This is a genomic window from Rhodococcus sp. IEGM1339, assembly GCF_050321925.1.
GTDB classification, from domain to species: domain Bacteria; phylum Actinomycetota; class Actinomycetes; order Mycobacteriales; family Mycobacteriaceae; genus Rhodococcus; species Rhodococcus pyridinivorans.
Genome location: NZ_JBNQFT010000001.1, coordinates 70052 through 83065, shown reverse-complemented (window position 1 = coordinate 83065; position 13014 = coordinate 70052). Strand labels below are relative to the sequence as shown.

15 protein-coding genes and 1 pseudogene are annotated in these 13014 nt (G+C 69.5%); 13 read left to right on the top strand and 3 right to left on the bottom strand.

What is annotated here, in order from left to right:
* The 6 genes and pseudogenes from ruvX to ACQR3U_RS00375 all read left to right on the top strand — a co-directional run bounded on the left by ruvX (window position 1) and on the right by ACQR3U_RS00375 (window position 5302).
* On the top strand, window positions 1-519 hold the full coding sequence (ruvX, locus tag ACQR3U_RS00400) for a Holliday junction resolvase RuvX (protein ID WP_026061030.1): 519 nt from the start codon (window positions 1-3) through the stop codon (window positions 517-519).
* On the top strand, window positions 516-2399 hold the full coding sequence (locus ACQR3U_RS00395) for an endolytic transglycosylase MltG (protein ID WP_230809453.1): 1884 nt from the start codon (window positions 516-518) through the stop codon (window positions 2397-2399). The genes ruvX and ACQR3U_RS00395 overlap by 4 nt, the downstream gene beginning before the upstream one ends.
* Complete coding sequence (locus ACQR3U_RS00390) at window positions 2389-3243, top strand: shikimate dehydrogenase (protein WP_006551429.1); 855 nt, start codon at window positions 2389-2391, stop codon at window positions 3241-3243. The genes ACQR3U_RS00395 and ACQR3U_RS00390 overlap by 11 nt, the downstream gene beginning before the upstream one ends.
* Window positions 3244-3278: 35 nt before the next feature.
* Window positions 3279-3536 (top strand): annotated as a pseudogene (locus tag ACQR3U_RS00385) (acetyl-CoA C-acetyltransferase); the annotation flags it as partial.
* A gap of 148 nt (window positions 3537-3684) precedes the next feature.
* On the top strand, window positions 3685-4041 hold the full coding sequence (locus tag ACQR3U_RS00380; RefSeq protein ID WP_006551431.1) for a YciI family protein: 357 nt from the start codon (window positions 3685-3687) through the stop codon (window positions 4039-4041).
* A 13-nt stretch (window positions 4042-4054) separates the two neighbouring features.
* Window positions 4055-5302, top strand: a complete 1248-nt coding sequence (locus ACQR3U_RS00375; RefSeq protein ID WP_006551432.1) for an RNA polymerase sigma factor — start codon at window positions 4055-4057, stop codon at window positions 5300-5302.
* Here ACQR3U_RS00375 and ACQR3U_RS00370 read toward each other — a convergent pair.
* Window positions 5295-5675 (bottom strand): DUF1622 domain-containing protein, encoded by a 381-nt coding sequence (locus ACQR3U_RS00370; RefSeq protein WP_019289268.1) that lies wholly within the window; start codon window positions 5673-5675, stop codon window positions 5295-5297. The genes ACQR3U_RS00375 and ACQR3U_RS00370 overlap by 8 nt on opposite strands.
* Window positions 5676-5827: 152 nt before the next feature.
* Between ACQR3U_RS00370 and ACQR3U_RS00365 the strand changes: the two genes are divergently transcribed.
* The 4 genes from ACQR3U_RS00365 to aroB are packed head-to-tail and all read left to right on the top strand — an operon-like array spanning window position 5828 to window position 9370.
* Window positions 5828-6457, top strand: coding sequence for a prepilin peptidase (locus tag ACQR3U_RS00365; RefSeq protein ID WP_019289269.1), 630 nt, complete (start codon window positions 5828-5830; stop codon window positions 6455-6457).
* 48 nt (window positions 6458-6505) lie between these two features.
* A complete protein-coding gene (aroC, locus tag ACQR3U_RS00360) occupies window positions 6506-7693 on the top strand; it encodes a chorismate synthase (RefSeq protein WP_006551435.1) in 1188 nt (395 codons plus the stop codon).
* A 4-nt stretch (window positions 7694-7697) separates the two neighbouring features.
* Window positions 7698-8264 (top strand): shikimate kinase, encoded by a 567-nt coding sequence (locus ACQR3U_RS00355; RefSeq protein WP_006551436.1) that lies wholly within the window; start codon window positions 7698-7700, stop codon window positions 8262-8264.
* The gene (gene aroB, locus ACQR3U_RS00350; RefSeq protein ID WP_006551437.1) at window positions 8261-9370 is read left to right on the top strand and encodes a 3-dehydroquinate synthase; all 1110 of its coding nucleotides are present in this window, start codon (window positions 8261-8263) and stop codon (window positions 9368-9370) included. The genes ACQR3U_RS00355 and aroB overlap by 4 nt, the downstream gene beginning before the upstream one ends.
* Window positions 9371-9392: 22 nt before the next feature.
* Here the strand turns inward: aroB and ACQR3U_RS00345 are convergent, their stop codons facing one another.
* On the bottom strand, window positions 9393-9995 hold the full coding sequence (locus ACQR3U_RS00345; RefSeq protein ID WP_006551438.1) for a TIGR03086 family metal-binding protein: 603 nt from the start codon (window positions 9993-9995) through the stop codon (window positions 9393-9395).
* A gap of 133 nt (window positions 9996-10128) precedes the next feature.
* Window positions 10129-10725, bottom strand: a complete 597-nt coding sequence (locus ACQR3U_RS00340; protein WP_006551439.1) for a B-4DMT family transporter — start codon at window positions 10723-10725, stop codon at window positions 10129-10131.
* A 75-nt stretch (window positions 10726-10800) separates the two neighbouring features.
* Between ACQR3U_RS00340 and ACQR3U_RS00335 the strand changes: the two genes are divergently transcribed.
* From ACQR3U_RS00335 to nusB, 3 genes are read left to right on the top strand one after another with little or no spacing between them, the layout of a single operon-like run.
* Window positions 10801-11898 (top strand): M24 family metallopeptidase, encoded by a 1098-nt coding sequence (locus ACQR3U_RS00335; RefSeq protein WP_006551440.1) that lies wholly within the window; start codon window positions 10801-10803, stop codon window positions 11896-11898.
* 34 nt (window positions 11899-11932) lie between these two features.
* Window positions 11933-12496 carry an elongation factor P gene (efp, locus tag ACQR3U_RS00330; RefSeq protein ID WP_006551441.1) on the top strand — a complete coding sequence of 188 codons (564 nt, stop codon included), beginning with the start codon at window positions 11933-11935 and terminating at the stop codon, window positions 12494-12496.
* On the top strand, window positions 12497-13006 hold the full coding sequence (gene nusB, locus ACQR3U_RS00325; protein ID WP_006551442.1) for a transcription antitermination factor NusB: 510 nt from the start codon (window positions 12497-12499) through the stop codon (window positions 13004-13006).
* The last annotated feature ends 8 nt before the right edge of the window (window positions 13007-13014 follow it).

The window sequence follows — 13014 nt, the reverse complement described above, 5'->3', positions numbered from 1 at the left end:
GTGGCCGAACCGCCGCGCCCCGATCGTCCCGGAGTGGACGATCCCGGCCGTGGTCGCCGCATCGCAGTCGACGTCGGGAGCGTCCGGATCGGGGTCGCCTCCAGCGACCCCGACGGGATCCTCGCCACCCCGGTCGAGACGGTGCCGCGGTCCAAGGAACGCGGACCCGACGCACCCGATATCCGGCGCATCGTCGAGATCGTTAGGGAATACGAGGCTGTTGAGGTTATCGTCGGGCTGCCGCAGACACTGCGCGGTGAGCCCGGCAAGGCTGCGAAACTGGCGAGCGATTTCGCGCGTCGACTTCGCCGTGCCCTACCCGACGTTCCCGTGCGCCTGGCCGACGAACGATTCACGACGGTCACTGCGGCGCGCGCCCTCCGCGAGAGCGGGGTGAGTGCGCGAGGTGCGCGGCCGGTCATCGACCAGGCTGCCGCCGTGGCCATCTTGCAGGGTTGGTTGGACGAGCGGAGTTCGGTAGTGAACGAGTCGGGGCGTGACGCGGGGGGCAGCCGGTGAGCCGGCACGGACGACACGACGACCATTCGGAGAACGCACGGCAGGATCTGTTCGCGGATCCCTACGCCGATGGGTACACGGAACCTCCAGTGGATCGCACCGGATCCGAGAATCCGTATCGATACGGATCCGAGAATCCGTATCGATACGGATCCGAGGATCCGTATCGATCAGACCCGCGTTACCGGTACGACGATCCGTACGCATCCGACCCTCGAGGTCACGATGCATACGGGCACGACCCGTACGGCAACGACTCCCACGGCTGTGATCCGTACGGCGGTGGTGGATACGAGGGCGTCCCGAGTGGGCACCCGGAGGCCCGTCGACCCGATCCCGACGATCACGAGACCACGGTCCTGAACTTCGAGCCGGGTGTATTCGATGGCCCGCCGCCCGGTCACGCCGAACAGGGTTACGGCGAGCAGGGCTATGCCGAGCAGGGCTATGCCGAGCAGGGCTACGGCGACGGGGGCTACGCAGGATCCGGGTACGAGCACGAGGGGTCCATCGGCGCCGATCGCGGACACGCTCCGGCCGATCACCCCGACGGGGGACATCTCGACGAAGAGTACCCGGGCGGATACTCCTACGCCGCACGCGACGCGAGCCGTGACGACGACCCCGCCGACGACGCGGTCGCAGCGGAGGAGATTACCGCCGAGCAGCGTGCGGTCCCCCTCGCGGTCGGTGGTTCGGAACGCGCCGCACGCCGTGATCCGAAGGCGAGCGGGCGTAAGAAGCGCGGACGTGTCGTAGGCGCGCTCGCCGCCGCGGTGCTCCTGCTCGTCGTCGTGGGTGGCGGCTATCTCGCCTACGACCGGTTCCTCGGCACCGATCTTCCGCCGGACTTCACCGGACCTCCCGGACCGGCCGTCGTCGTCCAGGTCAACCCGGGCGAGACCGCCGGGGAGATCGGCAGCGAGTTCGTCGACAAGGGTGTCGTCGCGAGTTCCGCCGCCTTCTACGAAGCGGCCGTGCAGAACTCGGGGATGAATTCGCTGCAACCCGGCTTCTACCAGGTGGCCACCAACATCCCGGCTGTCGACGCCGTCGCGGCCCTCGTCGACCCGGCCAGCCGGGTCGGTGCGCTCGTGATCTCCGAGGGACGTCAGCTCCACGACATCCGCGACGTCAACACCGGTGCCGTCCGCAAGGGCATCTACACGCTCATCGCCGAGGCGAGCTGCCACGGCGATCCGGCCGCCGAGAACTGCGTCACCTACGAGGAACTCGACGCGGCCGGGGCCACCCCGGACCTGCAGGCACTCGGAGTTCCGGAATGGGCACGCGACGCGGTCGCGAACGTGCCCGACCGCAGGCGGCAGCTCGAAGGCCTCATCGCCGCGGGCAGCTGGGATTTCGATCCGACGGCCGAACCCGTCGAGATCCTGGCTCGCCTCGTGTCGGAAAGTGCTGCCAGCTACGACGCGACGGGGATCACCGACGCGGCCGCACGGGTGGGGCTGACCCCGTACGAGATGCTCATCTCCGCATCGCTCGTCGAACGCGAGGCCCTGCCACAGGATTTCGCGAAGGTCGCGCGCGTGATCCTCAACCGCCTCGACATCGACCAGATGCTCCAGTTCGATTCGACCGTCAACTACGAACTCGACGAGACCGAACTCGCGACCACCGACGCCGACCGCGCGCGGGTGACTCCCTGGAACACCTACGCCATGGTCGGTCTTCCGGCGACGCCCATCTCGTCACCGAGCATCGGTGCGCTGCAGGCGATGGAGAACCCGGAACCGGGGGAATGGATCTACTTCGTGACGATCGACGACAAGGGCACCACGCTCTTCGCGAATTCCTACGAGGAGCACCTGCAGAACACCGAACTGGCACTCGCGAGCGGGATCCTCGACAGTGGCCGCTGATCCGAACGGAGGTGTCCGGAGGGCCGCGGTCCTCGGGAAACCCATCGCGCACTCGAAGTCGCCCTTGTTGCATCTCGCGGCGTACCGGGCACTCGGGCTGACCGAGTGGACCTACGAACGCATCGAATGCACCGGTGAGCAGCTGCCGGGCCTCGTGTCCTCGCTCGGTGAGGAATGGGTGGGTCTGTCCGTCACGATGCCCGGTAAGTTCGCGGCTCTCGAGTTCGCCACCGAACGCACCGAGCGGGCCGTGAGGATCGGCTCGGCGAACACCCTCGTGCGCATCGAGAACGGGTGGCGTGCCGACTGCACCGACGTCGACGGCGTGTCCGGAGCACTGCGCTCGGCCGGCGTCGGTGATCTGTCCGGCGCGTCGGCGGTCGTCGTGGGCTCGGGTGGTACCGCGCGGCCGGCGCTCGTCGGTCTCACCGACCTCGGTGTGCGCTCGGTGACTGTGGTCGCGCGGTCCGAGCAGAAGGCCCGCGCGACGTTCGATTGTCTCGGCGACGACATCGAGGCTCGGTGGTTGTCGTTCGACGCACCCGAACTGGCCCGGGTCTGCGCCGAGGCCGGTGCGCTCGTGAGCACCGTGCCCGCACCCGCGGCAGCGCCGTACACAGAAGCTCTCGCGCAGGCGCCGTGCATCCTCGATGCAATCTACGACCCTTGGCCCACGCCGCTGGCGACAGCGGCCGAGGCACGCGGTGTCCGCGTCGTCAGCGGTCTGCACATGCTCCTGAGTCAGGCCTTCGGGCAGGTCGAGCAGTTCACGGGGCTGCCCGCGCCGCGCGCGGAGATGGCGCGCGCCGTCGGGCTCGACCTGAACTCTCCGCACCCGGCCTGAGAACCCGGTACGACGGGGCGCGGCCCCACCAGGACATCGGCGTCTTCGAGGTCGACGAGGCGTTCGCTCCGGTGCCCATGGCGTGGCAGAAGGAGATCGGCGCACCCGAGGACAAGCTCAACCCCAACGGTGGTGCGATCGCTCTCGGTCACCCGCTCGGGGGTTCCGGTGCCCGCATCCTCACCGACATGATCTTCCACATGCGCCGCACTAACCTCCGGTACGGCCTGCAGACGATGTGCGAGGGCGGTGGCCAGGCCAACGTCACCATCGTCGAACTCGTCGCGCAGTAGGCCGCACCCGACACCGTCCGCTGTCCACCTGCGATGCCTGAGCGGGTGGGCAGCGGATTTCTCCGCGCAGGTGTCGAATCGGCGCCCTACCGTTCGTATAGAGGGTGAGAGGCCGGAGCCGCCGGCCGCCGAGGGGAAGGACCCCGCCATGGCGCAGTACCTGCTGAGCATCTACCAGCCCGACGGTGAACCGCCGTCACCGGAGTTCCTCGAACCGATCATGAAGAAGGTCGCGGCGTGGCAGAACGAGATCCGGGAGGCAGGGGTCTGGGTGTTCTCCGGCGGCCTTCACCCTCCGGATACGGCGACGGTCGTGCGCACGGACGAGGGGCGCACGGCGACGACCGACGGTCCGTACATCGAGGGCAAGGAGCATCTCGGTGGCTTCGACGTCATCGACGTGCCCGACCTCGACGAGGCGCTGAGGTGGGCGCGCGGTCTTGCCGACGCCACCACACTGCCCATCGAGGTGCGGCCCCTGGCGTTCGGCTCCTGCGCCGGATGACGTGCGAAGCTCGATGACCGGGCCGTCCACCGCCGACATCGCACGTGCCTTCCGTGAGGAATACGGCAGGGCGACCGCCGTGCTCACCCGCGTCCTCGGCGACCTCGACGCCGCCGAGGACGCGGTGCAGGACGCCTTCTCGATCGCCGTCGAACGGTGGCCCGGGGAGGGGATCCCGCCGAGCCCGGCCGGGTGGATCATCACCACCGCCCGTCGCCGGGCGATCGACAGGGCACGGCGGGAGGCCGCACGTCCGCTCAAGCACGCCGAGGCGGACCTGCTCTACCCGACATCCGGCGACGCGTTCGACTCCGGAGCGGTCGTCCCGCCCGAGATCCCCGACGATCGCCTCCGTCTGATCTTCACCTGTTGTCACCCGGCGCTCGCGCCTGCGTCGCGGGTCGCGCTGACACTGCGGCTGCTCGGCGGGCTGACCACCGCGCAGATCGCCCGAGCCTTCCTCGTGCCGGAAACGACTATGGGGCAACGGATCTCCCGAGCCAAGGGGAAGGTCCGCGACGCGCGCATCCCGTTCCGCATCCCGTCCCCGGACGAGTTTCCCGAACGTCTCGACGCGGTGCGTTCCGTGCTTTATCTCGTGTACACGGAGGGCCACACGACGAGCGCCGGACCCGAACTCGTCGACACGGACCTGTGTTCGGAGGCGGTGCGGCTGGCGCGTGTGCTGGCCGGGCTCGTTCCCGACGATCCCGAGACCACGGGACTTCTCGCCCTGATGCTCCTCGGTGAATCCCGGCGCTCGGCGCGTACGGGACCCGGCGGCGAACTCGTCCTGCTCGCAGACCAGGACCGCTCGCGGTGGGACCGCGCGCTGATCGCCGAAGGGCAGGCACTCGTGCGGCGCACCCTGTGCTGGAACAGACCGGGGCCCTATCAGATCCAGGCCGCGATCGCCGCAGTGCACGCGGACGCGCCCACCTTCGAGGACACCGATTGGGCGCAGATCGTCGCGCTCTACGACCTGCTGTTCGCCGCGGACCCCACACCGGTCGTCGCGTTGCACCGGGCCGTCGCACTCGCCGAAGTGGAGGGCCCCGCAGCGGCTCTCGGGATCGTCGACCACCTCGACCTCGAGCGGTATCACGTCTTCCACGCAATCCGGGCCGACCTGCTCGCCCGCCTCGGCCGGCTCACCGAGGCGAGTGAGGCATACGCCACCGCCGCGGCGCGGACGGAGAACGCCATCGAGCGCGCGCATCTGCTGCGCCGGCGGGACGAGGTCCGGGACGCGCTCAGGTAGCCGGCGTCGTGCCGGTCGTCGTCTCGGCGTCGGGAACCGAACGCTGCCACGGCCACCGGCCGTCGATCTCCAGCTGCAGCGACCAGCTCAGGAAGGTGCGGATGAGCACGATGACCGCCAGCACACCCACCGATGTGAAGGTCGGCGTGACGGCGACGGTCTTGATGATGTCGGCGGCGACCAGGAATTCGAGGCCGAGCAGGATCGACCGGCCGAGATTGCGCCGGTACGGCTCGTAGATCTCCGAACCCGGTCCGCGCCGCCGCGCGGTCGCCGCGATCCACGTCGCCGCCAATGCGCCGATCACCATGACGCCGACTCCGACGACGTCGATGGCCGTGCCCACGTGTTCGAGCAGCGACGAAATCTCCATTCGACCAGAACCTTCCGACCGGAACCGACAGACTCCGGCAATCCTCGCAGGACGATCGCCGCACTGTGCGGCTTTGTCCACAGGAGACGTGCCTGTCCACAGGACCGGGCCGGACACCGCGCGAACGCCCTGCCGGCGAGTGTGGATGGGGGATGCTCCGGGTCGTGGCAGGGGAGACGGTGGGTGAGCTCGCGATGGTGGTTCTCGGCGTGGGCGTGGGAGCGATCGTGCGCGTGGTGGCGGGAAGAACGGCCGGTCGTCGGCCGCTGCCGGGTTCGTGCGAGGCGGCATGCGCGGCAGCCGCACTCGTCGCGGTCTCGATCACCACGGGCGCGGCGGTCGTCGGAGCAGCGATGTTCGGATGGTGGTGCGTGTGCCTGAGCACCGTGGACCTGCTCGTGCGGCGTCTGCCGAACGTGCTGACGCTCGGGGGAGCGGGCACGATCCTCGGTGTGGCCGCGGCGACGGGGCACGGCCGGGCGGCGTTCGCCGGTGCACTTCTGCTCGCGGCACCGTTGTTGATCACCCACCTCGCGGTGCCGCGGTCGGTGGGTGCGGGCGACGTCAAACTCGCCCTCGGGCTCGGTGCCGTCACCGGACTCGCCGGCCCGTCGGCGGTGCTCCTCGGTGCACTGCTCCCATCCGTCCTCACCGCAGGTGCGGCCCTGTTTCTGCGGCTCCGGGAGGCCCGCCGCGGGGGTGTGCGTGCCGCTCCGCGCGTGCTTCCGCACGGACCGTCGATGTGCGCCGCCGCGGCGCTGGCGGTGATCTCGACGGGTTGACCAGGGGCGGCATGTCGAGTCGGCGGACGAACATGGAAGGATGGACCTGTGCTGCGTTGGATAACTGCTGGAGAATCCCATGGTCCCGCTCTCGTCGCGATGCTCGAGGGGATGGTCGCCGGAGTCGAGGTGACGTCGAACGACATCTCGGAGCAACTCGCGCGACGGCGACTGGGCTACGGCCGCGGCGCACGCATGAAGTTCGAGGCCGATAAGGTCACCGTGATCGGTGGCGTCCGGCACGGACGCACCCTGGGCGGCCCGATCGCGATCGAGATCGGCAACACCGAATGGCCCAAGTGGGAAACCATCATGGCCGCCGACCCGGTCGATGCCGAACTGCTCGAAGGTCAGGCGCGCAACGCGCCGCTGACCCGTCCCCGCCCCGGCCACGCCGACTTCGCGGGCATGCTCAAGTACGGCTTCGACGACGCACGTCCCGTCCTCGAGCGCGCCAGCGCCCGGGAGACCGCAGCACGCGTGGCGGCCGGCACGGTTGCCCGGAACTTCCTGCGCCAGGCGTTCGGCGCCGAGGTCGTCTCGCATGTCATCTCCATCGGCGCATCCGATCCCTATGTCGGCCCCGAACCCGGTGCCGACGATCTCGCCGCGATCGACGCGAGCCCAGTGCGTGCCTACGACAAGGCCGCCGAGGAATCCATGATCGCCGAGATCGAGGCCGCCAAGCGCGACGGCGACACCCTCGGCGGAATCGTCGAGGTCGTGGTGCACGGGCTGCCCGTGGGCCTCGGTTCGTTCGTCAGCGGTGCCGATCGCCTCGACGCGCGACTGGCCGCGGCCCTCATGGGGATCCAGGCCATCAAGGGTGTCGAGGTCGGCGACGGCTTCGAGACCGCGCGTCGCCGCGGCAGCGCTGCCCACGACGAGATGAAGCCCGGCCTCGACGGTGTGCTCCGCTCGAGCAACCGCGCCGGCGGCATCGAAGGTGGCATGACCAACGGTGAGGCCCTGCGCGTGCGGGCGGCGATGAAGCCGATCTCGACCGTGCCGCGCGCCCTGTCGACGGTCGACATGACCACCGGCGACGAGGCCGTCGCGATCCACCAGCGTTCCGACGTGTGCGCGGTGCCCGCGGCGGGTGTCGTCGCCGAGGCGATGGTCGCCCTCGTCGTCGCGCAGGCCGCCCTCGAGAAGTTCGGCGGCGACTCGCTCGCCGAGACCGTGAGCAACATCGACCACTACCTGAAGGGCATCGCGGCGCGGCCGCCGCGGTGATCGCATGTCGCCTCGCCTGGTACTCATCGGCCCGCCGGGAGCGGGCAAGTCGACGATCGGTCGTCGGGTCGCGAACGCGCTCGAGCTGCCGTTGCTCGACACCGACGCCGAGATCGAGCGTGTGACCGGCCGGACCATCCCCGACATCTTCTCCCAGGACGGCGAACCGGCCTTCCGGGAGACCGAGGAAGAGGTGGTCGCGCGCGCCCTCGACACCCACGACGGTGTGGTGTCCCTGGGCGGGGGAGCGATCCTTTCGGAGCGCACCCGCGCGCGACTGGCCGGACACACCGTCGTCTATCTCGAGATCAGCGTGGCGGAAGGACTGCGTCGCACCGGCGCGGTCGGCGCCGCCGGAACCAGGCCGTTGCTGGCCGGTGGTGATCCGGCCCAGAAATACCGCGACCTCATGCGTCGCCGCCGCCCGCTGTACCGGCAGGCGGCGACCATCCGGGTGCGCACCGACGGCCGCAGCCCCGGGCGGGTCGTCCAGCAGGTGCTCGCCAAACTCGAAGCGGCGGACGCCGCGACCAGCCAGACCATCAGCGAGGATCGGAGCCCCACACCGTGACCGAACCGGTACGCATCGACGTCGAGACCGCCCAGCCCTATCCGGTGATCATCGGCCGGGGACTGCTCGGTGACGTCGTCGAAGAACTGTCCGGCACGCGGACCGTCGCGATCTTCCACCAGCCGACGCTCACCGCGACGGCCGAGGCCGTGCGGGAGGCGCTCGCCGAGACCGGCATCGACGCCCACCGCATCGAGATCCCCGACGCCGAGGACGGCAAGGAGCTGGCCGTCGCCGGATTCTGCTGGGAGGTGCTCGGCCGCATCGGCTTGACCCGTTCGGACGCCGTCATCAGCCTCGGCGGCGGTGCCGCCACCGACCTCGCGGGTTTCGTGGCCGCGACGTGGATGCGCGGCGTGCGGGTCTACCACATCCCCACCACGCTGCTGGCGATGGTCGACGCCGCGGTGGGCGGCAAAACCGGCATCAACACCGAGGCGGGCAAGAACCTCGTCGGTTCGTTCCATGAGCCCTCGGCGGTCTTCGTCGACCTCGCGACCCTCGAGACGGTGCCGCGCAACGAGATCGTGGCCGGACTCGCCGAGGTGATCAAGACCGGCTTCATCGCCGATCCGGTGATCCTCGACCTGATCGAGGAGAACCCCGAGGCCACGCTCGATCCTGCCGGGACGGTGCTGCCCGAGCTGATCCGGCGATCGGTCGAGGTCAAGGCGAAGGTGGTCGCGGCCGACCTCAAGGAGTCGAGCCTGCGCGAGATCCTCAACTACGGTCACACCCTCGGCCACGCCATCGAGCGTCGCGAGCGGTACCGCTGGCGCCACGGCGCCGCCGTGTCGGTGGGCCTGGTCTTCGCGGCCGAACTCGGCCGGCTTGCAGGGCGTCTCGACGACGCCACCGCCGACCGGCACCGCGCGATCCTCGAATCCGTCGGCCTGCCCACCACCTACGATCCCGACGCCTTCGCCGATCTGCTCGCGGGCATGCAGACCGACAAGAAGAACCGTGCCGGCATGCTTCGGTTCGTCGTCCTCGACGGACTTGCGAAGCCCGGCAGGCTCGAGGGACCCGACCCGACCCTGCTCGCGGCGGCCTATTCCGAGGTCGCGCGCCAAGGCAAGGCCGACGCGCGAACCGTACTGCTCTGACCACCTGGTCGACCGCCTGGTTCTATGCGGGCGGTCTCCACGACGTGTCGCGCCCGGTGAGTCCGATCAGGCGTTCCAGCGGCGGAGCGTCGTCGCCCACCCGGACGGCCGGACCGAACAGGCCGCCCCCGTCGGCGACGCGTTCCTCGTCGGTGATGCTCTCCGCGAATGCGGTACACGCGGCGATTTCGTCGGGCTCGCAGGAGTACTGCTGTCCCGTGGCCACGGCGAGGTCCCAGCCGTGGACGACGAGTTCGTCGAGCGTGACGAGTCCGGCGACCGGCGCGGGCAGGTCGAGGCCGCCCGCGCGCGTCATGCCCTCCCAGGCTGCGGGATCGCTCCACGCTCGGCGGAGGTCGCCGAGCCGGTCGGGAACGAGACGTCGCCAGTCCGGCGGCAGTTCGCTCGTGAGCTGCGGGGGAGTGTCGGTGTGCGGGCCGATGTCCTTGCGCGCCGCGGCCGTGAACGCAAGGGACAGGCCCAGCACGTGGTCGACGAGCGCACCGACGGAGGTCTCGGAACACGGTGTGGGCCCCGGCAACTGGGCGTCGTCGATCCCCGCCAGGATGCGCTCCATCCGGCGGGTCGCGGGAGTCAGGTCGAGCGTCTCGGTGATGTCGGTCATGGTCGGCTCCTCGGGGTCGGCTACCTCTACTGACCGTCACAACTCGGAAAACTGAGCACCCGCCCCCGGATGTGCGGGGGCGGGTGGTCTCACTGCTGTGGGTCTCACTGCTGTGGGTCTCACTACTCGGGTCTCACTGTTTCGGATCGACCCTCGGGAACACCTCGGTGGGCGAGTCGTCGCTGCGCCAGGCGGGATCGGTCTGCTGCGCGGAGTTCGCGGGAGCGGAACCCGCGGCCGCTCCGACGCCTGCGGGCGCGTGGTGATCGCGGTGGACCGACCAGTCGTCGTCGCGGGCGGCCTTGCGCTCGTTCCGGCGCGCGAAGAACCGGCCCAGCGTCACCGCCGCCATCGCCGGCAGGAATACCAGAAGCACGGTGAACGCGGCACCGGAGGTGATCTCGAAGAACAGGGACGTCACACCCACCGGCATCGGGGTGACGGTGTCGACGAGCCAGGTGAGGACCCCGCCGACCAGGCCGGTGACCGCACCGGCGGCGAGCCAGCGCATCGTCAGGTCGTCGCCCTCGTCGGCGTCGGGATGGGCGCGGTGGTCGCGGATGCCGTCGAGACCGGCCCAGACTAACGCTGCGACGACCACCACGGCGAAGCCCAGCCAGCGCAGTACCGATCCCTGCAACGGCCACTGGATGAGAGCGGCACCGAGCAGGACGCGCACGACCACGTGGACCAGGGCGAGCCCGAGTCCGCGGAGCAACCAGGGTTTCATGTACCTCAGCGTAACGGGTGGCGAAGCCGACAGTGTGTCCCGTCCCACAGCCGTGATCGCGGTAGGTTGAGCGATATGTCTGCCGACCACGCCTCCCGCCGTCGAGCGCTGCGTGCGCTGCTCGCCGAACGCGAACTCGATGCGCTGCTGGTGACCGATCTGACCGGTATCCGCTACCTCACGGGCTTCACGGGATCCAACGCGGCGCTGATCGTCTCCACCGAGGACGACGAGAACGAGACGCGCACCGTCATCTGCACCGACGGCCGCTACGTCACGCAGGTGGGGGAGCAGGTCCCCGACCTGCGGGCCGTGATCGCCCGGTCGTCGGCCGCTCACCTCGTCACCGAGTTCGGAACAGGTTCTGCGCGTTGGGGATTCGAGAGTCACGTCGTCACGGTCGACGAACGGTCGCGGTGGGGCGAGCTCGGCGTGTCCGTCCGCTTCGTTCCCGCTCCCGGGCTCGTCGAACACCTGCGGGCCGTGAAGGACGAACACGAGATCGGTCTGTTGCGCGAGGCATGCGGTGCGGCCGATCGCGCACTGGCGGACCTCATCGCGGCGGGCGGTCTGCGTCCGGGTCGAACCGAGAAGGAGGTCGCCCGCGACCTCGAATGGCGCATGTTCGAGCACGGTGCCGACGGCATCTCCTTCGAGACGATCGTCGCCGCCGGTGCCAATTCGGCGATCCCGCACCATCGCCCGACCGGCGCGGTCCTCGCGGAGGGCGACTTCGTCAAACTCGACTTCGGGGCGCAGATCGGCGGTTACCACTCCGATATGACGCGCACCTACGTGCTGAGCCGCGTCGCGGACTGGCAGCGCGACCTGTACGAGCTGGTCCTGCGCGCGCAGCAGGCCGGACGCGAGGCGCTCGCGCCCGGTGTCGACTGCGCCGCGGTGGACGCCGCCGCGCGCACCGTGATCGCCGAGGCCGGCTACGCCGACCTGTTCCTGCACGGGCTGGGCCACGGAGTCGGCCTCGAGATCCACGAAGCGCCCGGAATCGGCGCCGCGGCGACCGGTACACTTGTCGCCGGTGCGGCGGTGACCGTCGAGCCGGGCGTGTACTTCTCGGGGCGCGGAGGCGTGCGGATCGAGGACACGCTCGTGGTGCGGGAGCATACTCCGGAGTTGCTCACGCTCACCGACAAGACATTGACCGTCATTTGAGGGCGGTTCCTCGACCCTAGGAGACACGAACCAAGTGGCTGATACCAGTGACTTCAAGAACGGCCTCGTTCTGAAAATCGACGGACAGCTCTGGCAGATCATCGAGTTCCAGCACGTCAAGCCGGGCAAGGGTCCTGCTTTCGTGCGCACGAAGCTCAAGAATGTGACGTCGGGCAAGACCGTCGACAAGACCTGGAATGCCGGTGTCAAGGTCGAAACCGCCACCGTCGATCGCCGCGACATGACCTACCTCTACAACGACGGCACCGACTACGTCTTCATGGACGGCGAGACCTACGACCAGATCACCATCTCGCCCGAACTGCTCGGCGACAGCGCCAACTTCCTGCTCGAGAACATGCCCGTGCAGGTCGCCACGCACGAGGACGTCCCGCTGTTCGTCGAGCTCCCGGTCACGGTCGAGCTCGTCGTCCAGCACACCGATCCGGGCCTGCAGGGCGACCGCTCCACCGGCGGCACCAAGCCCGCGACCCTCGAGACCGGCGCCGAGATCCAGGTTCCGCTGTTCATCAACACCGGCGACAAGCTCAAGGTCGATTCCCGCGACGGCAGCTACCTCGGGCGAGTGAATTCCTGAGTGTCCGGTAACCAGAAGAAGCTCGGGGCCCGCCACAAGGCCCGCAAGCGCGCCGTGGACCTGCTCTTCGAGGCCGAGGCCCGCGACGTGCACCCCGTCGACCTCGCCGCCGATCGCGTCGAACTCGCGATCGACGACGACCAGGTCGCGCCGGTGCCGGCATACGCGCAGACCATCATCCGCGGTGTCGCCGACAACCTCGACGAGACCGACCGAGTGATCGCCGATCACTTGCACGAATGGACGCTGGACCGCCTTCCCGCCGTCGACCGCGCGATCCTGCGCATCGCGGTGTGGGAGCTCTTCCACGCGACCGACGTGCCGCCCGTGGTGGCCGTCGACGAGGCGGTCGAGCTGGCGAAGCAGCTGTCCACCGACGATTCGCCGGCCTTCGTCAACGGGGTGCTGGGTCAGATCGTCACTGTCGCCGACCAGGTGCGTGCAGCAGCCGCTGCCACCCTCGCCCGGCCGGCGCAGGAGTCGCAGGATCAGGGCTCGAACGAGTCCTGACTTCGTCA

Bases quoted from the DNA above. Each gene is read 5' to 3' on its own strand.
- ACQR3U_RS00355 (WP_006551436.1), top strand. From the start codon at position 7,698: ATGTCGCCTCGCCTGGTACTCATCGGCCCGCCGGGAGCGGGCAAGTCG.
- ACQR3U_RS00345 (WP_006551438.1), bottom strand. From the start codon at position 9,995: ATGACCGACATCACCGAGACGCTCGACCTGACTCCCGCGACCCGCCGG.
- ACQR3U_RS00370 (WP_019289268.1), bottom strand. From the start codon at position 5,675: ATGGAGATTTCGTCGCTGCTCGAACACGTGGGCACGGCCATCGACGTC.
- ACQR3U_RS00340 (WP_006551439.1), bottom strand. From the start codon at position 10,725: ATGAAACCCTGGTTGCTCCGCGGACTCGGGCTCGCCCTGGTCCACGTG.
- ACQR3U_RS00380 (WP_006551431.1), top strand. From the start codon at position 3,685: ATGGCGCAGTACCTGCTGAGCATCTACCAGCCCGACGGTGAACCGCCG.
- ACQR3U_RS00335 (WP_006551440.1), top strand. From the start codon at position 10,801: ATGTCTGCCGACCACGCCTCCCGCCGTCGAGCGCTGCGTGCGCTGCTC.
- ACQR3U_RS00365 (WP_019289269.1), top strand. From the start codon at position 5,828: ATGCTCCGGGTCGTGGCAGGGGAGACGGTGGGTGAGCTCGCGATGGTG.
- ACQR3U_RS00375 (WP_006551432.1), top strand. From the start codon at position 4,055: ATGACCGGGCCGTCCACCGCCGACATCGCACGTGCCTTCCGTGAGGAA.